17 protein-coding genes are annotated in these 22,536 nt (G+C 71.8%); 7 read left to right on the top strand and 10 right to left on the bottom strand.

Annotated features, from left to right (window positions below; translation table 11 throughout):
• Positions 1-157 precede the first annotated feature (157 nt).
• Positions 158-1,711 (bottom strand): glycerol-3-phosphate dehydrogenase/oxidase, encoded by a 1,554-nt coding sequence (locus BS80_RS27850; RefSeq protein WP_035803293.1) that lies wholly within the window; start codon positions 1,709-1,711, stop codon positions 158-160.
• Positions 1,708-2,328 (bottom strand): TetR/AcrR family transcriptional regulator, encoded by a 621-nt coding sequence (locus tag BS80_RS27855; RefSeq protein ID WP_035804096.1) that lies wholly within the window; start codon positions 2,326-2,328, stop codon positions 1,708-1,710. The genes BS80_RS27850 and BS80_RS27855 overlap by 4 nt, the downstream gene beginning before the upstream one ends.
• Before the next feature lie 20 nt (positions 2,329-2,348).
• Between BS80_RS27855 and BS80_RS27860 the strand changes: the two genes are divergently transcribed.
• The 4 genes from BS80_RS27860 (at position 2,349) to BS80_RS27875 (ending at position 7,955) form a co-directional block, all read left to right on the top strand.
• Positions 2,349-3,989 (top strand): FAD-binding oxidoreductase, encoded by a 1,641-nt coding sequence (locus BS80_RS27860; protein ID WP_408607437.1) that lies wholly within the window; start codon positions 2,349-2,351, stop codon positions 3,987-3,989.
• Entirely contained in the window at positions 3,986-4,906 is a 921-nt protein-coding gene (locus BS80_RS27865) for a diacylglycerol kinase (RefSeq protein WP_051967276.1), read from the top strand. The genes BS80_RS27860 and BS80_RS27865 overlap by 4 nt, the downstream gene beginning before the upstream one ends.
• A 74-nt stretch (positions 4,907-4,980) precedes the next feature.
• Positions 4,981-6,222 (top strand): cytochrome P450 family protein, encoded by a 1,242-nt coding sequence (locus tag BS80_RS27870; RefSeq protein ID WP_035803295.1) that lies wholly within the window; start codon positions 4,981-4,983, stop codon positions 6,220-6,222.
• Between the two features lie 596 nt (positions 6,223-6,818).
• Positions 6,819-7,955 (top strand): lactonase family protein, encoded by a 1,137-nt coding sequence (locus BS80_RS27875; RefSeq protein ID WP_035803297.1) that lies wholly within the window; start codon positions 6,819-6,821, stop codon positions 7,953-7,955.
• Positions 7,956-7,977: 22 nt separating this feature from the next.
• Here BS80_RS27875 and zwf read toward each other — a convergent pair whose 3' ends face one another.
• From zwf to BS80_RS27905, 6 genes are all read right to left on the bottom strand, one after another.
• Positions 7,978-9,459 carry a glucose-6-phosphate dehydrogenase gene (zwf, locus tag BS80_RS27880; protein WP_051967277.1) on the bottom strand — a complete coding sequence of 494 codons (1,482 nt, stop codon included), beginning with the start codon at positions 9,457-9,459 and terminating at the stop codon, positions 7,978-7,980.
• 118 nt (positions 9,460-9,577) lie between these two features.
• Positions 9,578-10,492 (bottom strand): DMT family transporter, encoded by a 915-nt coding sequence (locus tag BS80_RS27885; protein WP_035803299.1) that lies wholly within the window; start codon positions 10,490-10,492, stop codon positions 9,578-9,580.
• Between the two features lie 107 nt (positions 10,493-10,599).
• Positions 10,600-12,681, bottom strand: coding sequence for an ABC transporter ATP-binding protein (locus BS80_RS27890; RefSeq protein ID WP_051967278.1), 2,082 nt, complete (start codon positions 12,679-12,681; stop codon positions 10,600-10,602).
• 46 nt (positions 12,682-12,727) lie between these two features.
• Positions 12,728-13,645 carry an ABC transporter permease gene (locus tag BS80_RS27895; RefSeq protein ID WP_035803301.1) on the bottom strand — a complete coding sequence of 306 codons (918 nt, stop codon included), beginning with the start codon at positions 13,643-13,645 and terminating at the stop codon, positions 12,728-12,730.
• A complete protein-coding gene (locus tag BS80_RS27900) occupies positions 13,645-14,589 on the bottom strand; it encodes an ABC transporter permease (protein ID WP_035803303.1) in 945 nt (314 codons plus the stop codon). Before BS80_RS27900 ends, BS80_RS27895 begins: the two co-directional genes overlap by 1 nt.
• A gap of 46 nt (positions 14,590-14,635) precedes the next feature.
• Positions 14,636-16,543 (bottom strand): ABC transporter substrate-binding protein, encoded by a 1,908-nt coding sequence (locus tag BS80_RS27905; protein ID WP_198045640.1) that lies wholly within the window; start codon positions 16,541-16,543, stop codon positions 14,636-14,638.
• Between the two features lie 797 nt (positions 16,544-17,340).
• Here BS80_RS27905 and BS80_RS27910 point away from each other — a divergent pair.
• Positions 17,341-17,766 (top strand): subtilase-type protease inhibitor, encoded by a 426-nt coding sequence (locus BS80_RS27910; RefSeq protein WP_035803306.1) that lies wholly within the window; start codon positions 17,341-17,343, stop codon positions 17,764-17,766.
• 45 nt (positions 17,767-17,811) lie between these two features.
• Here the strand turns inward: BS80_RS27910 and BS80_RS27915 are convergent, their stop codons facing one another.
• Complete coding sequence (locus BS80_RS27915) at positions 17,812-18,213, bottom strand: nitroreductase family deazaflavin-dependent oxidoreductase (RefSeq protein WP_035803308.1); 402 nt, start codon at positions 18,211-18,213, stop codon at positions 17,812-17,814.
• Positions 18,214-18,273: 60 nt separating this feature from the next.
• The gene (locus BS80_RS27920; protein WP_051967279.1) at positions 18,274-18,873 is read right to left on the bottom strand and encodes a chloramphenicol phosphotransferase CPT family protein; all 600 of its coding nucleotides are present in this window, start codon (positions 18,871-18,873) and stop codon (positions 18,274-18,276) included.
• Positions 18,874-19,007: 134 nt separating this feature from the next.
• On the opposite strand from BS80_RS27920, the gene BS80_RS27925 reads away from it, so the two are divergent.
• Together BS80_RS27925 and BS80_RS27930 are read left to right on the top strand one after the other, a co-directional pair.
• Entirely contained in the window at positions 19,008-19,310 is a 303-nt protein-coding gene (locus tag BS80_RS27925; protein WP_157536640.1) for a hypothetical protein, read from the top strand.
• Positions 19,311-19,313: 3 nt separating this feature from the next.
• Positions 19,314-22,514, top strand: a complete 3,201-nt coding sequence (locus tag BS80_RS27930) for an anti-sigma factor (RefSeq protein WP_035803312.1) — start codon at positions 19,314-19,316, stop codon at positions 22,512-22,514.
• Positions 22,515-22,536: the final 22 nt, after the last annotated feature.

Consider the following 22,536-nt stretch of genomic DNA (forward strand, 5'->3'; position numbering starts at 1 on the left):
CACTCCCGGCTGCACCCGTCAAGGGTCTGGACCATTAAGGTCTAGTCCAGTCGGTCCAGACCTTTTGGCGATGATTGACTGCTGGCAACTCGGCTCATGGGGAGGGAAGTTGGGTCAGAGGGTCGGCGGGGATCTGCTGCCAGAGGAAGAGTGCCGGCTACGACACCTGGTGTTCGGCCACGATCTCCTGCACGGCGGCGCGGGCGCGCTCCGCGTCGGCCGGGACCAGGCCGATCCGGGTGCGGCGGTCCAGGATGTCCGAGGCGTCGAGCGCGCCCTCGTGGGTCAGCGCGTACTCCACCTCGGCCCGTGTCACGTCGAGGCCCTCGGCGATCGCCTCCAGCGGGCGGGCGGTGCGGGCCGCGTCGCGGACGGCGCCGGCGCCGTCGCCGTGCCGGGCGACCAGCGAGGCGGGCAGCCCGGCCGTCGCGGCCGGCCGGCTGTCGGCGTGGCCGGGGGCGCCGACGAGCGGGAGGTGGCGGGTGCGGCAGGGCGCCGCGGTGAGGCCGCGGGCGCGCAGCGCGGCGTCGACGGCGTCCTCGGCCATCGCCCGGTAGGTGGTCAGCTTGCCGCCGACCACGGTGATCACGCCCGACGGCGACTCGCGGACGGCGTGCCGGCGGGAGAGGTCGGCGGTCTCGCCGCCCCCGGCGTCGATGAGCGGTCGCAGGCCGGCGAAGGCGCCCCGGACGTCCTCGCGGGTCAGCTCGCGGCGCAGCGCGGTGTTGATGGTCGCGAGCAGGAAGTCGATCTCGCCGTCGGTGGGGACGGGCTCGTCCGGGATCGGGCCGGGGGCGTCCTCGTCGGTGAGGCCGAGCACGACCCGTCCCAGCTGCTGGGGGAGCGCGAAGACGAACCGGCTGGTCGAGCCGGGGACGGGGACGGTCAGCGCGGCCCGCGGGTGGCCGAGCGCGGCGGCGTCGAAGACCAGGTGGGTGCCGCGGCTGGGGCGCAGGCGGATCGAGTCGTCCACCTCGCCGGCCCAGACGCCGGCGGCGTTGACGACGGCGCGCGCCGAGACCTCCAGCGTCCGGCCGGTGAGCGTGTCGGTCAGCTGCGCGCGGTCGCCGGTGACGCCATCGGCCCGGACCCGGGTCAGGACGGTCGCCCCGCACTGCGCGGCGGTGCGCGCGATCGCCACCACCAGCCGTGCGTCGTCGACCAGTTGGCCGTCGTGGGCGACCAGCGCGCCGCGCAGCCCGGCGGTGCGGACGGCCGGCGTCAGCGTCGCCGCCTCGGCCGCGCCGACCCGGCGGGCCCGGGGCAGCACGGCGGCCGGCGTGCGGGCGCTGAGGCGCAGTGCGTCGCCGGCCAGGAATCCGGTGTGCACCAGGGCGGCCTGACCCCGGCTCACCGAGGGCAGCAGCGGGACGAGTTGCGGCAGCGCGCGGATCAGGTGCGGGGCGGTGCGGGTCATCAGGATGCCGCGCTCCACCGCGCTCTCCCGGGCCACCCCGACCCGCCCGGAGGCGAGGTAGCGCAGGCCGCCGTGGACGAGTTTGGAGCTCCACCGGCTGGTGCCGAACGCCAGGTCGCGCGCTTCGACCAGCACGGTCCGCAGGCCGCGCGAGGCCGCGTCCAGGGCCACGCCGGCGCCGGTGACGCCGCCGCCGATGACGAGCAGGTCGATCTGCCCGCCGTCGGCGAGTGCGTCGAGCTCCTCGGCGCGGCGGCGGGCGTCGAGGACGGTGGTGCCGGCGTGACGGGTCATGGCGTGAGGTATCCGTTCAGTGCGGTGGCCAGTTCGCGGCGCCAGGCCGCTTCGGGGAGCAGCTGGGCGACCATCCGGTGGGACTGGACGGTGGACTGGGCGATGAGCAGCACCATGGTGGCCAGCTCGGTCGGCTCGCCGGGGCGGATCGAACCCTGCCGCTGGCCGCGCTCGACGGCCTCGCGCAGCGCGTCGAGGAGTCCGCGCTGGCTGGTGCCGAGCCGCTCCACCACGTATTCGAGCAGGACGTCCGCGTCCGAGCGCAGCAGCGCGCCCAGGACGGCGTGCTCGCGCACCCGCACCGCGACCTCCACGATCCAGGCGACCACCGACTCCCGGTCGTCGCCGGCCCGCAGCACGTCGGCCTGGGTGGCGTGGATCTCACGGGTGAGCAGCGCGCCGATCACCGCGCGGACGTCCGGCCAGCGGCGGTAGACCGTGGGGCGGCTGACCCCGGCGCGGCGGGCGATCTCGGCCAGCTGGGTGCGGCGCAGGCCCAGGGCGACGACCAGTTCGGCCGCCGCGTCGAGGATCGCGTCGTCGACGCTGCGGGCGGCGTCGGGGCCGGTGTCGCGGACGGGTTCCGGGCCGGCTGGCTCTGCGTGGCTACTTGACATGATGTGGAACACTGTAACGCATGCCCTCAGACATGCACCCCGGATCCGCCCCGGCGGCGGCCAAGCTGCCGCTCCCGCCGATGAGTTGGGACGCCTGGGGTGACCCGGCGCTGGCCAAGCCACTGTCCGACGACATCAAGGCGCTGCTCGAACAGCTGCTCGGTGTCTCGGGCCCGGACGGCAGCGCGCCGACCGCCGACGAGGTGGTGCTGCGCCCCAGCGCGCTGCCCGAGCAGGACCTCAGCGCGCTGGCCCGGATCGTCGGCGAGTGGAACGTCAGCGCGGCCGACGCCGACCGGCTGCCCCGCGCGGGCGGCAAGTCCACCCCGGACCTGTTGCGCCGGCGCAGCCGCGAGCCGCAGAACGCCCCCGACGCCGTCGTCCTGCCCGGCACGGAGGAGGAGATCGCCGCCGTCCTCGCGCACTGCTCGCGGCGCCGGATCGCGGTCGTCCCGTTCGGCGGCGGTACCAGCGTGGTCGGCGGGGTCGACCCGATCCGCGGCGCGTTCACCGCCGTCCTCTCGCTGGACCTGCGCCGCTTCGACGCGCTCCTCGCGCTGGACGAGGTGTCCGGCGAGGCCGTCCTCGGTGCGGGGCTGACCGGCCCGCAGGCCGAGGAACTGCTCGCGGCGCGCGGCTTCGAGCTCGGCCACTACCCGCAGAGCTTCCGCTACGCGACCGTCGGCGGCTTCGCGGCCACCCGGTCCTCCGGCCAGAACTCGGCCGGCTACGGCCGCTTCGACGACATGGTGCGCGGCCTGCGGGTGGTCACCCCGGCGGGCGCGCTCGACCTCGGCCGGGCGCCCGCCTCGGCGGCCGGCCCCGATCTGCGCCAGCTGTTCATCGGCTCCGAGGGCACCCTCGGCGTGATCACGGCGGTGCGCCTGCGGGTCCACCCGCTGCCCGCCGTCAAGGTCCACGAGGCCTGGAGCTTCCCGGACTTCGCGACCGGCGCCGCCGCGCTGCGCGCCGTCGAGCAGCAGGGCACCGGACCCACCGTGCTGCGGCTCTCCGACGAGATCGAGACCGGCGTCAACCTGGCGATGACGGAGAAGATCGGCGGGGACCAGGTCGCCGCCGGCTGCCTGGCGGTCACCGTCTTCGAGGGGACGGACGAGCAGACCCGGGCCCGCCACGAGGCGACCCGCGCGGCGCTGCTGGCGGCCGGCGGGAGCTCGCTGGGCGAGGAGCCGGCCAAGGCCTGGGAGCACGGCCGGTTCAACGCGCCCTACCTGCGCGACGCGCTGCTGGACTGCGGCGCGCTGTGCGAGACGCTGGAGACCGCCACCGACTGGTCGAACCTGGCGGCGCTGAAGACCGCGGTGACCGCCGCGCTGCAGGGCGCGCTGCAGGAGAGCGGCAGCACCTCGCTGGTGATGTGCCACATCTCGCACGTCTACCCGACCGGCGCCTCGCTCTACTTCACCGTCCTCGGCGCCCAGCAGGGCGACCCGATCGAGCAGTGGGCGGCGGCCAAGCAGGCGGCCTGCGACGCGATCATGGCGACCGGCGGGACCATCACCCACCACCACGCGGTCGGCGCCGACCACCGGCCCTGGATGGCGCAGGAGATCGGTGACCTCGGCGTGGCGATCCTGCGCGCGGTCAAGAACACGGTCGACCCGGCCGGGATCCTCAACCCCGGCAAGCTGATCCCGTGACCGCGGCGCCGGTCCGGCGGCCGATCGCGACCGTCGTGTTGCTGACGAACCCGGCTGCCGGCAGCGGCCATGCCGACCGGGCCGCGGCCCGTGCCGCCGCCCGGCTGCGCGAGCGCGGCATTCAGGTCTCGACGGTGGCGGGCAGCGACCCGCAGGACGCCGCCCGGCTGGCCCGCGAGGCGGTCGGCGACGGCGTGGACGCGCTGGTGGTGGCCGGCGGCGACGGCATGATCGCGCTCGCCCTCCAGGCGCTGACCGGCTCGGACGTCGCGCTCGGCGTCATCCCGGCCGGCACCGGCAACGACCACGCCCGCGAGTACGGCCTGCCGCTGAAGGACCCGGAGGCGGCGGCCGACGTGGTGGCCGACGGCAACGTCCTGACGGTGGACGTCGGGCGGATCGACGCCGCCGACGGCACCGTCCGCCACTTCGGCTCGGTGCTGGCCGCCGGCTTCGACTCGCTGGTCAGCGACCGGGCCAACCGGCTGACCTGGCCGCGCGGCCGGATGCGCTACAACCTCGCCATGCTGGTCGAGTTGGCGGGCCTGCGTCCGCTGGACTTCCGCCTGGTGCTGGCGGACGGGACGGTCGTGCGGGAGCAGCTGACCCTCGCCGCGGTCGGCAACACCCGCAGTTACGGCGGCGGGATGGCGATCTGCCCCGGGGCCGATCACGCGGACGGGCTGCTGGACGTCACGCTGGTGCGCGCGATGCCCAGGCGCACCCTGGTGCGGTTCTTCCCGACCGTCTTCCGGGGCACCCATGTGCGGCGCTCGGAGGTCGCGACGTACCGCACCGCCTCGCTGCGCATCGAGTCGGCGGGCATCAACGCCTACGCGGACGGCGACCGCGTGGGGCCGCTGCCAGCCGAAGTGCGGGTCCTGCCCGGCGCGTTGGGGATCCTCGTGCCGGCCTGACGGGCCGGTCCGTGTACCCGGGCCCGGGGGCGGGTAGGAGTCTGCGACCACCGCCCCCGAGCCGAGCGGACGCGATGACGACGACGAACCCCGGTCCACCGCCCGAGGACGCGGCGGATCTCCCGCAGATCGGCGCGCGGGCCTTCAAGACCGACGCGCAGGCCCGCTACGCGCAGCTGCGCGAGCGCGGCCCGGTGCACCGGGTGCGGCTGGCCGGCGGGATGACGGGCTGGCTGGTGGTGGGCTACGACGCGGCCCGGGAGGCCTTCACCCATCCGGCGCTCGGCAAGGACCCGAGCCCGGCCCGCGCGGCGCTGGAGGCCGCCGGCTACACCTCCCACCTGCCCGGCGTCGGGCTGGGCGGCAACATGCTGACCGTCGACCCGCCGGAGCACACCCGCCTGCGCAGGCTGGTGGCCGGCGCCTTCTCGCCCCGCCGGACGGCCGAACTCGCCCCGCGCGTCCAGCAGATCACCGACGACCTGCTGGACGCCGTCGCGCCGCTGGGCCGCACCGACCTGGTGGAGAGCTTCACCGGGCGGCTGCCGATGTCGGTGATCTGCGAACTGCTGGGCGTGCCGGTGGACCGCCGGGAGGAGTTCCGGCGGTGGTCGCAGCAGGCGCTCGGCAACCCGCCGGGACTCCAGCGCATCGGCGCCGAGCAACTGACGCGCTTTCTGGCTGAGTTGGTGGCCGCCAAGCGCCGCACCCCGGGTGGCGACCTGCTCTCCGCCCTGGTGGCGGTGCACGACGAGGACGACGGCGGCCTGTCGGACGTCGAACTGCTGGGCACCGCCGTGCTGTTGGTGGTGGCCGGGCACGACACCACGGTCAACCTGCTCGGCAACGCCGTGCGGGCCCTGCTGACCCACCCGGAGCAGCTGCAACTCCTGAAGGATCAGCCGGAGTTGATGCCCTCTGCGGTGGAGGAGTTCCTGCGCTACGACGCGCCGGTGGAGATCACCCCACCGCGCTTCGCCGCCGCCGACCTGGTCCTCGGCGGCGCCCGGATCTCGGCGGGCGACGTCGTGCACATCGCGCTCACCTCGGTCGGCCGCGACGGCGGCGCCCGCCCGGACGAGCTGGACGTGGCGCGCGCCGACAGCCGCCACCTCTCGTTCGGCCATGGCCTGCACCACTGCCTGGGCGCCCCGCTCGCCCGGCTGGAGGGCGTGATCGCCCTCGGCACGCTGCTGCGGCGGCTGCCCGATCTGAGCCTTGCCGTCCCGGCCGACGAGATCGAGTGGATTCCGGCCGGCATCACCCGGGGACCGGTCGCCCTGCCGGTCCGCTTCACCCCGTCAGACACGGCTTAACGGCCACCGGACACTGACGGGGTGTCATCACAAACCGCGCGCCAGGTCCGTCATGACACCCCGTGGCGGTGGCGCCGCCGTGGGTGGTGTGGCATGTCCGTGACCGGAAACCCGCTGGTCAAAGGCCTTCTCACCGGTCCGGCGCCGGGCTAGCATTCCGGTCACGGCGATCCCAACCACCCCGAGAGCGGGGTCGCCGGCAGGCCGGCGCGTGCCAGCGGCCACCGCCTGCGGCCGGGACCGGCACGTCTCCTCCCAGGGTCCCGGCCGCTCTACCGCCGGTCGATTCCGGCCGCCCGCGCGCGCCCCGGCGGGCCGCCCCCTGCGTCCCGGCCGGTTGGAGCCCCGCGCCCGCGCCGGAGCCGTGAACCATCTCCGAGCACCGGCCGGGCGTGCGCCAGGCAGCGGTCCCAGCCGGTGTAATGTCCAGGGCGAGGACGGGATAATTCGGACATACCGTCATATACATTGAGATTCGGGCGCTTCGAGCTGACGCGGCCCCGGCGAGATCGGGTCCGCAGCGGTCCCCTCGCCCCTCGTCCCCCCTCGTTGCAGGACATCAGTCCGGTTTCCCAAGGAGGCCTCACCCCGTGCCCATGCTCACCCGACTCGGCATCGTCACCGTGACCGCGCTCGCGACGACCGCCGCCCTCGCCCCCTCCGTCAGCGCCGCCGAGCACCGCGGCGACGACCAGTCGCGCGGCGCCCGCCATGCCGTGTTCGTCCAGACGGACGATCCGGCGGGCAACCGGATCGTCGCCTACCACCGCGCGCAGGACGGCCGGCTGACCGCGGCCGGCAGCTACGCCACCGGCGGCCTGGGCGGCGTGCTGGACGGCTCGGTCGTCGACCACCTGGCCTCGCAGGGCTCGCTCACCTACGACGCGCGCCACGCGCTGCTCTACGCGGTGAACGCCGGCAGCAACACCGTCACCGTCTTCTCGGTCGACGGCGACAGGCTGACGCAGCGTCAGATCGTCGGCTCCGGCGGCCGGTTCCCGGTCAGCGTCGCCGTCCACGACGACGTCGTCTACGTGCTGAACGCGCTGGACGGCGGCTCGGTGCAGGGCTTCACCGTCCACGACCGCCGGCTGAGCCCGCGCGCGGACTGGAACCGCTGCCTGGGCCTGGACCCGGACGCCACACCGCAGTTCACCCACACCCCGGGCCAGGTCGGGATCATCGCGGACGGCTCGCAGCTGGTCGTGACGACCAAGGCCAACGGCAACAGCCTGCTGGTCTTCGCGCTCGACCACGAGGGCGCCCCCGCCGACGCCCCGGTGACCACCGTGCAGAGCGGCACGGTGCCCTTCGGCTTCGTCCAGCACGGCCCGCACCTGCTGGTCGCCCAGGCCGGCCCGAACGCCGTGGCCACCGTGATGGTCAACCCGGACGGCACCGCCACCCAGTCGGGCGCCGCGCCCACCGGCCAGGCCGCCACCTGCTGGGACACCCTGATCGGGCGCACCGTCTACGCCTCCAACGCGGGCAGCGCGACGGTCAGCGGCTTCCGGATCGGCAACGGCGGCGTGCTGGAACCGCTGGGAAACACCGCCACCCACCCGGGAACCGTCGACTCGGCGGCCTCCGACAACGGTCGTTTCCTCTATGTCCAGACCGGCGCGGCCGGAATCGTTGACGAGTTCCAGGTCAACGCCGACGGCTCGCTCACCGCGCTGGACTCGGTGACCGTGCCCGACGCGGTCGGCGGCGAGGGCATCGTCGCGTTCTGACCGACCTCTACCTGCCGGACGGCTACCCCTGGTGGCCGTCCGGCAGGTACCAGTGGTGCGGGGCGATCTCCCGGCGGATCGCGTCCGGGCCCCAACCGCCCTGGGGGTAGGGCTGGACGGGCGGCGGGTTGTCGAGCAGGGGGGTGGAGATCTCCCACAGTCGCTCGATGCCGTCCGAGCGGGTGAAGAGCGCCTGGTTGCCGAGCATCGCGTCCAGCAACAGCCGTTCGTAGCCCTCCAGGCCGTGCCGGTTGCGGAAGGAGTCGGCGTAGCGGAAGGTCATCTCCGCCGCGCTCAGGTGCATCGCCGGTCCGGGCTCCTTCACCAGGAAGCGGACGCTGATCCAGCCGGGGTCGTCGAAGTCGATGACCAGCGCGTTGGCACGCTGGGCGTGCGGCCCGGCGGGGGAGTCGGGGAACATCCGCAGCGGCGGCTTGCGGAAGTGCAGCGTGACGACCTGGCGGCGCTGGCCCATGGCCTTCCCCGACCGCAGGTGGAACGGGACCCCGGCCCAGCGCCAGTTGTCGACCATCGCCCGCAGCGCGACGAAGGTCTCGGTCTGCGAGGACGGGTCGACGCCGGGTTCCTCGCGGTAGCCGGTGTACTGGCCGCGCACGACGTGCGTGGTGTCCACCGGCTCCAGGGCCTGGAAGACCTTCGCGGTCTCGTCGCGCAGCGGCTTGGCGTCCAGCGAGGTCGGCGGTTCCATCGCGACGAAGCCGAGCAGCTGGAAGAGGTGGGTGACGATCATGTCCCGGTAGGTGCCGGTCTGTTCGAAGAACTGCGAGCGGCCCTCGATCCCGATCGTCTCGGGCACGTCGATCTGCACGTGGCTGATGTGGTACCGGTTCCAGATCGGCTCGAAGAGCCCGTTGGCGAAGCGCAGCGCCAGGATGTTGTCCACCGACTCCTTGCCGAGGAAGTGGTCGATGCGGAAGACCTGCTCCTCGGTGAAGACCGCGTGCACCGCTTGGTTCAGTGCCCGGGCCGAGGCCAGGTCGGTGCCGAACGGTTTCTCGACGATCACCCGGGCGCCGGTCGCCAGGCCGGTGTCGCCGAGCATCGCGATCACCGACTGGAAGGCGGCCGGCGGCACCGCGAGGTGGCACACCCGCCTGGGCGCGCCACCGACGGCCCGTTCGGCCCGCTGGACGGCCTCCAGCAGCGGCCGCGGGTCCCCGGGGTCGGCGGCGCCGAAGCTCAGCGCGGCTTCGAAGGCCTGCCAGGGCGTGCCGTCCGGTGCGCTCAGCCCGAACTCCTGGACGGCCTCGCGGGCGTGGCGGCGGAACTGCTCGTCGGTCAGCGCGAACTGCGCGGGCGCCGAGCCGACGATCCGGTAGCGCGGCGGCAGCAGACCGGCCCGGGCGAGATGGAACAGCCCGGGCAGCAGCTTGCGGCGCGCCAGATCGCCGGTCGCGCCGAACAGGATGATCACATGGTCGTCGGGCCGGGCGTCGGGCGCCGGCTGGCCGACCTGGCTCGCGCTCTCCTCGGACACGGACATGGTGGCTGCCTGGCCCTTCTGCCGGGCGCGCCCACTGCGCGCCCACCCGTTCGGCCCCGCCCCTCCATCGTGCGGTACCTCCCGGTGCCCCGCGAGTGCGCTGCCGCGAGTGCGCCGCTCAGCGTCCGGCCGCCTGCGGCTGCGCCTGCGCCTCCTGTGGATCGGGAGCGGCCAGCTCGTGGGCCAGCGGTGAGCGGCTGAGCATCACCAGCCCGGCCAGGATCAGGCCCGCGCCGGCCAGTTCCACCAGCGCCCACCAGCCGCCGCGGATCCGTTCGCCGTACAGGACCATGCCCAGCGCGACGCTGGTGCCCGCGTCGCCCAGCGTCAGGGCGGGCTGGGAGAACACCAGCGAGCCGGACTGCAGCGCGTTCTGCAGCAGGAACAGCGCGGCCACGCCCACGACGGCGAAGCCGTACGTCTGCCAGGCGGCGAAGAACCCGGCGGCGCCGTCCGCCTCCCAGCGCAGCGCGGAGGTCTTCAGCAGCGCCGCGGTCAGCGCGTAGCAGACCGCCGCGGCCAGAGCGAGGCTCGCGGCGCGTACCGGTCCGGGCCCGCGCGCCGCCGCCAGCGCCGTCAGCGCGGCCGCCGCCGACAGGCAGCAGACCAGCACCAGCAGCCAGCGGCCGGCCGGCACCGCGTCACCCGCGTGCCCCTCGCTCGGCGAGGCCGCCCAGAGGGCGATCCCCAGGCCCACGGTGATGCAGGCCGTCGCCCGCCAGACGTCGGCGGCGAGCCGGCGGTGCAGGATCACCCCGGCCAGCAACAGCGCCGCCGGGAGCTCCAGCACGAAGACCGGCTGCACCACCGAGAGCGGCCCGTTGGCCAGCGCCAGCGCCTGGAAGCAGGCCGCCGCGCCGACCGCCGCGATCCCGGCCAGCCAGACCCGCTGGCGCATCAGCCGGGTGATCAGGCTCCACCGCAGGCCGTCGGCGGCGGGCACCCGGCGGGCGGCCTTGCGCTGCAGCACGGTCGCCAGCGCGTTGCTGAGGGTGGTCAGCAACGCGAACAGCACAGCCGCCACGGTGTCCACGGGCCACCTTCCGGTGCAAGATCCTGAGCAGAGCCTGTCACCGATCATCCTGGCCCGTGTTCCGGCCGCCGACACCTCACGACGGCCGGAACACGCGGACGAGCCCGTCACACCAGCGCCGGCTGCACCTCCTCGGAGGCCGCCGCCGCGGGCCGCAGCGGCAGGTGGCAGGCCGCGAGGTGGTTGTCCGGGCCGTACGCGGTCAGCTTCGGCTCCACCTGCGCGCAGATCTCCTGCGCCGCCGGGCAGCGGGTGCGGAACCGGCAGCCGGAGGGCGGATCGATCGCGGAGGGCAGTTCACCGGCGATGCCCTGGCTGCTCTTGGCCGCCTCCACCGCCGGGTCGGCCACCGGGATGGTGTCGAGCAGGCCGCGGGTGTAGTGGTGCACGGGGTTGGAGTACACCGACTCCGCCGGGCCGATCTCCACCAGCTTGCCCAGGTACATCACGCCGATCCGGTCGGACAGGTAGCGGATCACCGACAGGTCGTGCGAGATGAACAGGTATGACAGCCCGAGTTCGCTCTGCAGGTCGCGCATCAGGTTCAGCACCTGCGACTGGATCGACACGTCCAGCGCCGAGACCGGCTCGTCCGCGACGATCAGCTTGGGCCGCAGCGCCAGGGCACGGGCGAGCCCGACGCGCTGGCGCTGTCCGCCGGAGAACTCGTGCGGATAGCGCTCCAGGGCGCTGAGCGGCAGGCCGACCAGGTCGAAGATCTCCCTGATCCGCCGGTCGCGCTCGGCCGGGCTGTCCACCCGGTGGATGTCCAGCGGCTCGCGCATCACCGAGCGCACCAGCATCCGCGGGTTCATCGCCGCGTAGGAGTCCTGGAACATCAGCTGGACGTCGCGGCGCAGGCGCCGCCGTTCGGTCCGCGGCGCCTGCGCCAGGTCCCTGCCCTGGAAGAGCAGGCTGCCGCCGGTGGGCTTCTCCAGGCCGACGATGAGCTTGCCGACGGTGGTCTTGCCACAGCCGGACTCGCCGACCAGGCCGACGGTCTCGCCCTGATGGACGCTCAGCGACACGTCCGCCACCGCGCTGACCGCGCCGACCTTGCGGCGCAGCACCAGCCCGGCGGTCACCGGATAGTCCTTGACCAGGCCCTCGATGCGCAGCAGCGTCTCGGCCTGGGTCCGGTCGCGCGACTCGCGGATCCGCTCGGTGACCACGGCGTCGGCCGTGGGGGCCGCCACCGGTTCGGCCTCGGTGCGGTACACGGGGGCGCCGACCGGCAGGAAGCAGGCGAAGCGGTGCTGCTCGTCGGTGCCGGCCAGCGGCGGCTCGTTCGTGCGGCAGTCGTCGACGGCGTAGCGGCAGCGCGCGGCGAACCGGCAGCCGGTCGGCGGCTTCGTCAGGTCCGGCGGCAGGCCGGGGATCGAGTAGAGCCGGTCCCCGGACTCGGCGCTGCGCTCGGGCAGCGACTGGAACAGCGCCTCGGTGTACGGGTGCCGCGGGTTGGCGAAGAGCGCCCTGGTGCTGGTGGTCTCCACGACCTTGCCCGCGTACATGACGGCGATCTTGTCCGCCCGGCCCGCGATCACGCCCAGGTCGTGGGTGACCAGGATGACCGCCATGCCGAGCTGCTGCTTCAGGTTGTCGATGAGCTCCAGGATCTGCTTCTGGATGGTGACGTCCAGGGCGGTCGTCGGCTCGTCGGCGATGAGCAGCTTGGGCTCGTTGGCCAGCGCCATGGCGATCATCGCGCGTTGGCGCATGCCGCCGGAGAGTTCGTGCGGGTAGACCAGCGCGCGCTGGGCGGGACTGGGCATGCCGACCAACGAGAGTGCCTCGACGGCGCGTTCGTGCGCCTCCTTCTTGGAGGCGCCGCGGTGGATCCGCACGGATTCGGAGATCTGCCGGCCGATGGTCATCGTCGGGTTGAGCGACGTGGTCGGGTCCTGGAAGATCATGCCGATGTCGTTGCCGCGGACCGAGTCCATCTCCTGCGCGCTCAGCGACAGCAGGTCGCGGCCGTCCAGCCGGATCTCACCGCCGACCACGTTGCCGCCGTTGGGCAGCAGTTGCATGATCGACATCGCGGTCATGGTCTTGCCGCAGCCGGACTCGCCGACGATGCCCAGGGTTTCCCCCGCGTCGACGCTGAGGTCGATGCCGTCCAGCGCGTGGACGACCGAGCGCTTCAACCGGATCTCGGTGCGCAGGCCGATCACTTCTAGCAGTGCCACAGCCGGCCCTCCAGGGTGATCGGGACGAGTGGTGTGGTCATCCGGGTCACCTCTTCTGCAGTCGGGATTCGAAGGCGTCGCGCAGCGCGTCGCCGATCACGTTGAAGCTCAGGATGATCAGGATGATCACGACGGCCGGCGGATAGATCATCCACCAGTAGCCCTGGCTGGCGTAGTTGGTGCCGACGTCGAGCATTCCGCCCAGGTCGTTGTTCGGCGCCTGCAGGCCCAGGCCGATGTAGCTCAGCGTGGAGAGCGCGAAGACCGCGTCGGCGATCGAGAACGTGGTGTTCACGATGGTGGTGCCGATGGTGTTGGGCAGGATGTGCTTGAAGATGATCCGGGTGCCACCGGACCCCATCATCCGCGAGGCGTCCACGTAGTCCCGGACCTTGATCGCCAGGGCCTCGCCGCGCACCAGGCGGGTGATGCCGAACCACGAGGTGAGGCCCACCTCCAGGATCAGCATGCCCTTGCTCTTGCCGTAGACGCTGCTGAGGTAGATCAGCAGGAAGATCAGCGGGAAGGACATCATGGAGTCGATGACACGCATCATCAGCGCGTCGATCCAGCCGCCGACGAAGCCGGCGACCGCGCCGTACAGCGCGCCGGCGATGGCGGCGATCGAGCCGGCCGCCAGGCCGATCTCCAGGCTGGTCTGGCCGCCGACCATCAGCTTGCCGAGCTCGTCGATACCGTCGTTGTCGGTGCCGAGCGGGTGTCCGGTGCCGGGTGACTGGGTGACGGCGGAGAGGTTCACCACCGAGGTGTCCGAGTGGTAGAAGAGCGGGCCGATGAAGCAGAAGCCGATGATCAGCGCCAGGATGGCGACGGCGGCCAGGGCCAGCTTGTTCTCCGCGAAGACCTCCCAGCCGCGCCGGAGCATCGAGCGCGGCGCCTCGTCCGGCTCGCTGCCGGGCGGGGCTACGGGCGGCTCTGCCGTGGTTTCGGGTGCGAGCGTCATCAGGTCAGCCTCACTCGGGGGTCCAGCACCGCGTAGCTGACGTCGGCCACCAGCGACCCGACGACAGTGACCACTGCCGTCAGCAGGGTCGCCGCCAGGGTGATGCCGTAGTCGTTCTGCTGTGCCGCGCGGGTGGTCACCAGGCCGATGCCCTGGATGTTGAAGACGAACTCCACGATCAGCGAGCCGCCGACCAGGGCCGGCAGCGAGAGGCCGATCAGCGTGACCATCGGGATCAGCGCGTTGCGCAGCACGTGCCCGTAGAGCGTGCGCCGCGCGGAGGCGCCCTTGGCCTTCGCGGTGCGCACGTACTCCTGGGTGATCTGGTCCAGGACGCCCGAGCGCATGTAGCGGCTGTAGCCGGCCACGGTGGTGATCGTCAGGGTGAGGACGGGCAGGCAGATGGCCTCGGGATGGGTCAGCGCCTCCGTGAAGGTGGAGACCTGGTTCTGCACCGAGACCCACTGGAGGTCGTCCTCGAACCACTGCTGGATCAGGAAGCCGACGAAGAAGGTCGGGATGCCGTAGGCGACGAAGGAGAACACCGTGAAGGCGTGGTCGACTGCGCTGTTGCGCCGGGTGGCCTGGACCATGCCGACCGGTACCGCGATGAGCAGGGCCAGCAGCAGCGAGACGCCGACGATGTACGCCGAGGCGCCCAGTGCGCTGAACAGCACGTCGGAGATCGGGCGTTGGACGACGTAGTCGAAGCCCAGGTTGCCGTGCAGCAGACCGTCGAGCCAGGTCCAGTACTGCACGTAGAGCGGGCGGTCCAGGCCCATCTGCTGTGTCAGATGGGCGATGTTGGCCGGAGTGGCGTGGGAGCCGAGGATCGCTCGGACCGGTCCACCCGGCATGAGCTTCATCAGGCCGAAGGAGACGACGGTGACCATGAGCACCGTGACCACGGACTGCAGAAGCCGCCGGAAGAGGTAGGCCGTCACCGCGGCCCCCCGAAGGGGACCGCGGTGACCCGCGTGCTGTCAGTCATCATTTGGTGTAGTACCAGTACTCCGGCTCGACACCCTGGAACGGGTCACCCGCATCGACGTGCAGGTTCTTGCTGACCTCGCCGATTCCGAGCTCGTTGGGGTTGTAGATGACCGGCTGGTCGTTGGCGATGTAGTCCTCGTAGGCGTACATGTCGTTGGTGTCGCTGCTGGTCGTGGTCTTGACGATCAGCTGGTCGAGCTTCGGGTCCGAGAAGCTCCAGATGTTCGGGCCGGCGCCGGTGGCGAACAGCGCGTCTCCGGTGGGGTTGTAGTCGGGTGCGAAGACCCAGCCGCCGTAGAGCAGGCCCTGCCACTGGCAGCCGGTCGGCGCGCTCGGGGAGCAGGCCACGCCCTCGTTGCCGATGGTGTTCTGGGTCTTGCTGACCATGGTGATGTCGATACCGGCCTTGGCGGCGTCGGAGTGCAGGTCCGCGGCCATGGTGTCCAGCGAGGCCGAACCGGACGGGTAGTCCAGCGAGAACGCGGCCTTGGCGCCGGCGGCGATGCCGGGGCCGCACTGGTTGTCGGCGGTGCCCGGGCTGGCGCAGACGGCCGGCGACGAGCTGGTGTTCCAACCGTGGTCGGTCAGCAGCTTCTTGGCGGCCGCGGTGTCGAAGGTGGCCTGCTCGGCCGCCGCCTTCGGGGAGAGCGGGTTACCGGCCGGGATGCTGGGCACGGCGCCGGTGGTCGGGTAACCCCAGCCCTTCCAGATGCCGTTGATGATGCCCTGCTGGTCCACGGTGTCCTGGACCGCCTTGGTGAAGTAGCCCTGCTTGAAGAGCGGGCCCACCGTCGGGTTGGCGAAGTTGATCTGGTAATACGAGATCGCGTCCAGGTAGGTCGGGTTGGGGATGTAGTAGCCGCCGCTGCTCAGCGGGTTGCCCTGGTCGGGGTTCTTGGCGTTGTAGACCGGGGCGTCCTCGGCCGGCAGGTAGCCGAAGTTGATGGCGTTGGCGCCCGAGCTGCCGGCCTTCAGGTCCGCGTACTCGGTGGTGTTCGAGGTGTACGGGACGAAGTCGACCTCGTCGAGGTACGGCTTCTGCGGGCCGGAGTACGTGGTGTTCGGCACGAGGTCGTAGGCGCCGGAGGTGCCGTTGTAACTCTTGAGCTTCCAGGGGCCGTTGACCACGGACCAGAGCGCGCCGCCGACGTAGCTGCTGCCGTTCGTCGACTCCTTGCTGAGGTAGTTGTAGTCGGCGGTGCAGTCGGCGGTGGCGGCGTCCGAGCCGAACGCGTCGGTGGCGCAACTGCCCTTGGTCGTGGCGCTGGTGACGTCCCAGGCGAGCGGCATCGGGGTTATCTGGCTGAGCTCGTCGTCCAGGAACCAGCTCTGGCTGACCGGGGTGTTGAGCGTCATCGTCAGGGTCTGCCCGGCGGCGGTCGCGGTCGCCACGTTGTCCGGGAAGTACTTGGCGTTGATCGACGGGTTCGGCTGGGTGTAGTAACCGCTGTTGGCCGTCTCGGCCTTGGCCATGTTGACCCAGAACAGCACGTCCTGGGCGGTCACCGTCTCGCCGTTGGACCACTTCCAGGGCTTGACCTGGATGGTGACGGTCTTGCCGTCCGCGCTCCAGGTGGGCTGCTCACCGAGCGAGACGTCCTCGTCCAGGGAGACCTTGTCGTTCAGGCCCCAGTAGTAGAGCTGACGGTACATCAACTGCTGGAACTGGCCGGTGTTCACCGTCGTGACCTGAGCCGGGCTGTCGAACGGCCAGATGGCGTCCGGGAACGTGGACGGCGCCTCGGCGACCCGGACCACGCCACCCTTGACCGGCGCACCGGTCGGGCCGTCGCCGGCGGCCTTGCCGCCGCCGGAACTGCTGCTCGTGCACGCAGCGGTGGCCGCCAGCACGGCGAGAAGTACCGCCGCCGTCCTTGCCCTTCGTGGTCCTGCCGGATTCGTCATTCTGTGGACGCCCCTCTCCCATTCATGAACACCGTGAAGGTGACTGCCTTCGGTCCGGCAGCATTCTGCGCAGGGCGCACGCCGGCGAAACCCCAAAGCCCCACCCGGATCTCCCGCGCTCAGTTGCATCCTGGAGCAACAGCGCGAGGAGTGCTACTAGTGAGACCCATTTCTCAAGCGGAGAGAAGGTCCGCGGAGGACTCCACTTAGTCACGTTTCCATCAAGAGCCCGGTGCTTCGTCAAAGTTTGATCTTGGCAAGGGAGTTGACATCTCCTCGCGCTTGCGTATCTGAGTGCCTCAGGGGCATCGCCAGAATCCTGAGTCACATGAGTAACATCAGTCACGGGTGAATGCGTGGCGATGTCACTCATGTCGGTGGAGAGTGCCTCGACTGCACAAAAGGGCAGTTTTCTCATTAGTCAGCCGGCGATGGCGCCCATTTGCCTGCGGTGGCCATTGCCAACAATGGGGGCGACCGGTTTCTTTTGTCGGCCCAGGCCGGCCGAAGGCGTCTGCGGCGGCTTCCTTTCGCGGGGGTATCGGCCGTTCCGGGGTGGCCGGACGGCCGGGGGTTGTCGGCGGGTGGCACTCCGTGCGGGGGCGGGTGGCGCACGACGGGGGAGTCGGGCGGGGCGCCGGTGGCGGATGGTGCGGGGGAGGCGCGGATTTCCGGCCGACGGGCGGTCGGTCCGACTGGCCGTTCCGGCCTCACCGGTTGGGAGCATGACAAGTTTGTGTGGTGATACTGCCGGAGTTCGGACGCCCCGTCCGTTCCGTCGACCAAAGGAGTTCGATATGCGTACCACCCGGAGCACGTTCGCAGCGGTGCTGGCAGCGGTGGCCGTCCTGGCCGTGGGTGCGGGGCCGGTGTCCGCGGCCGGCGCCCCCGCCGCCGCACCGACGGTGCCCAACGCGCTGGTGCTGACGGTGAGCGGCGCCGTCCCGCAGGATGCCTCGATCGGGGAGCGGGCGGTGACCCTCAGCTGTCGCCCGACGCCCAGTGGCGACCACCCGGACGCCACCGCCGCGTGCGGCATCCTGATCGGCGTGCAGGGCGACTTCGGCGACCTGCCGACCGCGCACTCCTTCTGCCCCGACCTCTACCTGCCCGTCCTGGCCACGGCCCAGGGCGTCTGGGACGGACGAAACGTCTCCTACCGGAAGACCTTCACCAACGAGTGCGACCTGCTGCGGGCGACCGGCCAGGTCTTCGACTTCTGAGAACCGGCCGGCCGTTCGCGGTAAGACAGTGACGGTGACGTCCCGTCAGATCCGGTCCAGGACGACCACCGGGATCTCCCGCTCGGTCTTGAGCTGGTACTCGTCGTACGCGGGCCAGGCCGCGGTCATCGTCCGCCACATCTCCGGCTTCTCGTCGGGGGTCGCGACGCGGGCACGCGCGGTGTAGCGGTCGCCCAGCACCTGCACCTGGACCTCGGGGTTCGCCTGCAGGTTGAGGAACCAGGCCGGCGGCTGATCGGCACCGCCCTTGGAGGCGACGACCAACACCGCGTCGCCGTAGGGCTGGTAGATCAGCGGAGTGACGTGCTGCTTGCCGCTCTTGCGGCCGGTGGTGGTGAGAATGAGCGCGGTGGTGCCCTCCCAGTCGTGGCCCTCCGCCCCGTCGGTCTCGACGTAGCGCCTGACGTGCTCGCTGCCGAACAGCATCTGCCAGCTCCTCTGATGATCGGGGACTCCTGCTGACCGATTCAACGCCTGCGGGCGGCCTCAGTCACGTACCACCACCGGGTCCGGCCGGCGGAACGACTCCGTCGGCCGGACCAGGTGCGCGCGCAGCCGGCTGAAGGCGGTGGGGCTCGGGCGGTTCGGCAGGAAGTCCTTGATCTGCTGGGCGCACTCGCGCGGGCTCGACGTACCGGTGTCGCACTCCAGGTCGTAGTCCCCGTGGGTGTGGACCAGGTCGTACTGGAGCGCCGCCAGGCCCGGCGGACGGTCCCCCCGGGCCTGCTCGCGCCGGGCGAGTTCGTCCAGCGGGCAGCGGACACCGACGAACAGGACGTCCTCGGGCCGCAGCACCGTCAGGCAGTCCCGCAGGCGCCATGGTTCGCTCAGCACATGGTCGACCACCACGTCGTTGCCTGCCTCGGCCATGGCCGCGATCGAACGGTGGAAACCCATGCGGGTCCGCCGCAGCGCGCCGTCGAGCTCCTGCTCCCCGAGCGGCCGCTTGGTGCGCATCGCGTTGAAGCCGTCCACGGCCAGGTGGAAGAAGACGCCGTCGTCCAGGATGTCCAGCAGCTCGCGGGCGATGCTGGACTTGCCCGAACTGGAGGTGCCATTGAGGAAGATGATGCGTCCTGAGGTCATGAAAAGATGATCACACAGACCGAATCCTCGTGCGTGCTCCGGTCCCGTGCCTGGTCGCACGAAGCGGCGGTAGCGGTCGGGACCCGTCCTCTACGGTGAGACGCATGAAGTCCACGTTGATTTTCTTACTGGGTATGGCAGGGGCGTTGGCGCCTGAGGTCGTTCGTCTGTACGCGGTCCGGCAGGACCCCGAGCGCTTCCAGTGGTCACGCTTCTACCTGGTGGTGTCGCTCGCCTTCGCCGGGCTGGGCGGGCTGCTGGCCCTGGTGCTGCCGGCCACCACCTACTGGGGTGCGGTGTACGTCGGGGCGTCCACGCCGGTCCTGGTCAACTCCATGGCGCGCAAGGGCCGTGAGCTCACCCGGGAGGAGATGCGAGGGGGGCCGGCCGCCACGCGCCGTTTGTCGCCGGTCGACTCCTACCTGCGGGGGCTGTAGGCCATGGACCTCGAGGCTCCGCAATTCGCCGTCGGCGACACTGTCGTGGTGTGCCGTCCGGACCAGCTGCGGGAGGCGGCCGTGGTGGCCTCCTGCCTGCCCGCCGACCGTCTCACCCCTGTGGTTGCGATCGAGCCGCCGCCGACGTCCCGGGCAGAGCACATCAGGAGTTACGACCTCTACCACCTGGCCCAGCAGCGCACCCAGCGGCAGATCGGCACACCGCTCGGGATGGCCGAGGTGACGACGGCCGGCGGGGAGGCCGCGCGCGAGATGGTGGCCGCGATCGCGCAGTCCCAGCAGCTGGGCGCCAAGCTCACCCCGTACCGATCCTGGGTCAAGCACAACGAGATGGTGTCGCGGCTGATCTCGCAGCTGAAGATCGGACGTGCGGTCTTCCTCCATGACTTCAGCCCGGAGGAGCTGGCGGTCGCCGATCCGGCCCTGGACGAGCAGTACCAGCGCCACCTCGCCGACCAGGGGCGACAGCCGGCGCAGGAGATCAGCGGGATGTTCAGCGAGGTGCCGACCCGGCTGCGCCTCGACGGCCTGCGTCTCGATGAACTGACCGACGTGGCCTGGCGGTTGCTGCGGGACACCGAAGGCAGTCCGCCACGGGTCATCGAGGTGCCCGCCGGCGACCTCGCCCGCTGGCCCGCCGCGCTCTTCACCGCTCTGCGCAGCGGGGCCGTGCTGCGCGCCGTCGACCGCCCCGGCTCGCCGCTCGCCGAGCCGGACGAGCTGGACGAACGGTTCGCCGCGATCAACCCGGACGGCCCGGAGGCGGTCCTGGTCAAGCACACCGGTGATGTGACGGCGCTGTTGGGCGCCCTCTACGCGCACCACCGCGGCGCGCGCCTGGTGGTCACCCCGCCACCGGATCTCGCTCCGGTCCGCGAGGCGGTGGCCGCACGGCAGCAGCGGGTCACCGCGGCCGCACGCGCGGCCGACGACGCCGACGCCAGGAGATCCGGGCTGGTCGGGAAGCTGCGGCGGCGCCTGCTCGACGGCGGGCGCGGACCCTACGCCGAGCTGGAGGCCGCCGTGACCGGCCAGGTTCCCGCAGCGGCGATCGACGCGGTCGGCGAACGGCGGCTGACCGCGTTCACCACCGGGCTGCCCTACGCGTTCGTCCGCACCGCCACGGCCGACTGGTCGCAGAAGCCGATCGGGCATGTGGCGGCCGACGCCGTCCTGATCATCCTGAACGAGCTCTACGTGGCGGGCGCCGAGCGGCCGAAGGGGGCCTTCAGCCTCATCTTCGATCCCGGCTTCTTCAAAGTGTCCGAGACCAAGGACGTGGTGCGGGCCGTCGGCACCCACTTCACCCACCCGATCCTGCTGTCCGGCAAGGACGCCTCCATGCGGGCCCTCCAGGCGCTGCCCAGGCGGCTACCGGTGGAGTTGATCTTCTTCAACACCCACGGCATGGACGACGGGATCGTGCTGGGCGACATACCGCTGCAGAGTCATCTGCTGCCCCAGCTGTTCGAACTCGGTCACCGGCCGATCGTGTTCAACAACTCCTGCCAGTCCTGGACCGGTGTGGGCCGGGAGTTCATCAGGATCGGCGCGCGCGGGTACCTCGGTACGCTCTGGGACATCCCCTCGCGCGCGGCGGCCGACTTCGCCCGCGTGGTCACCGACCGGCTGACCGTCGACGAGGCACCCGCCGCCGACGCCATCGTCAACACCGGTCTGCGCGGAATCGAGCGCTCCTACATCTATGTCGGCACCGTCAACGGCCGACTGAACCGCTGGCCCGGCCGGGTCACCGGAGGCGAGGCCATGCTGACGAACTGCGGCCTGCTCATCGGGGCGGCCATGGACAGTGACGGCGAGGTGGCACGAACGCTGCACGGGGAGATCAGCAGCCTGCGCCGCGCGCTGGCGGACACCGAGCTGACCCGGCGGAGCGCCTTCGCGGATCTCCTGCTGGACGAACTGCGGCTGGCCAACGCCCGGGGGCCGGCGGACCTCGCCGACGGCCGGGCGGCCGACGAGCTGGTCCCGCTGCTCGACGCGACGCTGCACCGGATCGACCTGCCGCCGCAGGAGGCCGATCGGCGCTGGGCGACCCGGTTCCGGCTGACCGGCGCCCTTCACGAGCAACGCGGCGAGTGGGCCGCGGCGCTCAGCGACTACGAGCGCAGCCTCGGCTACGGCGAGGCCTGCCCGGATCGGGCGAACCTGCTGCTGCTCAAGGCACAGCTCCTGATGCGCGGGGGCGACCAGGAGCAGGCCCGGCGCACGGTCGTCGCCGCGCGCGAGCTCTGCACCGGACAGGGCGACGAATCCGTCCTGATGCGGGCGTTCGGGCTGCTCGGCCAGCTGAGCAAGCGGTCGGAACAGTACGCGCAGGCGCAGGAGTACGCCGAGCAGGGGCACGCCTTGGCGGTCAAGCTGGCGAACCGCTCCGCACAGGGGGCGTTCCTGCTGGACCTGAGCACGCTTCAGCAGCTCTCCGGAGACCTCGACGTCGCGACCGCCTCTGCCAGCGGCGCCCTGGAGATCTTCCGGGCCGGCCACGATGAGAACGGCGAGCTGGTGGCGCTCGGCAGGCTCGGCGGGTGCCTGCGGGAGCGGGGTGACCTCCGAGCGGCCGAGGTCTGTGCTCGTACCGGTCTGGACCAGGCGCGCAAGCTGGGGAACCGGATGGAGGAGGCGAGCTTCCACAGTGACGTCGCTCAGCTCCTCACCCTGGAGGGCCGGCACTCCGAGGCGCTGGCGCATCACAGTGCGGCGGTGTCGGGCCTGGTCCGGCTGGGTGCCTTCAACCTGGGCGCGCCCATGGTCGGTGCTTTGGTCGACTGCGCTCTGCGGGTGGGCGATGCTGAAGCGCTGTGGTCGGCGGCGCTCTGGGGAACCCAGGTCTGCGCGGCGGTCGAGCAACGGCAGTGGTCCGGCGTGCTGCCCACGGTCGTCGCAGCACTCCAGGAGGCCTTCGTGATCAGCTCCGCCACCACGATGGCGAATCGGCTGCCCGAAGTCGTCGAGGCGACCTCGGCCGGCGATCCGGACGGTCAACCGGACCAGCTGGGCTTTCTCGGCGACGTGGTGAAGCTGCTGTGGCACTGGCTGATGGGTGATCGGCAGACGCAAACGGCCGACCTGGCCAAGTGGTTGGACACCCAGACCCAGGGCGCGCTCGGTCTGGCGGAGTTCGTCGCGCTCTCGCACGCCGAGCGAGCCGGCGCGCGCTGACCCGCGTTTCCAGCCGGTCGCC

The organism is Kitasatospora mediocidica KCTC 9733, assembly GCF_000744225.1.
GTDB classification, from domain to species: Bacteria; Actinomycetota; Actinomycetes; order Streptomycetales; family Streptomycetaceae; genus Kitasatospora; species Kitasatospora mediocidica.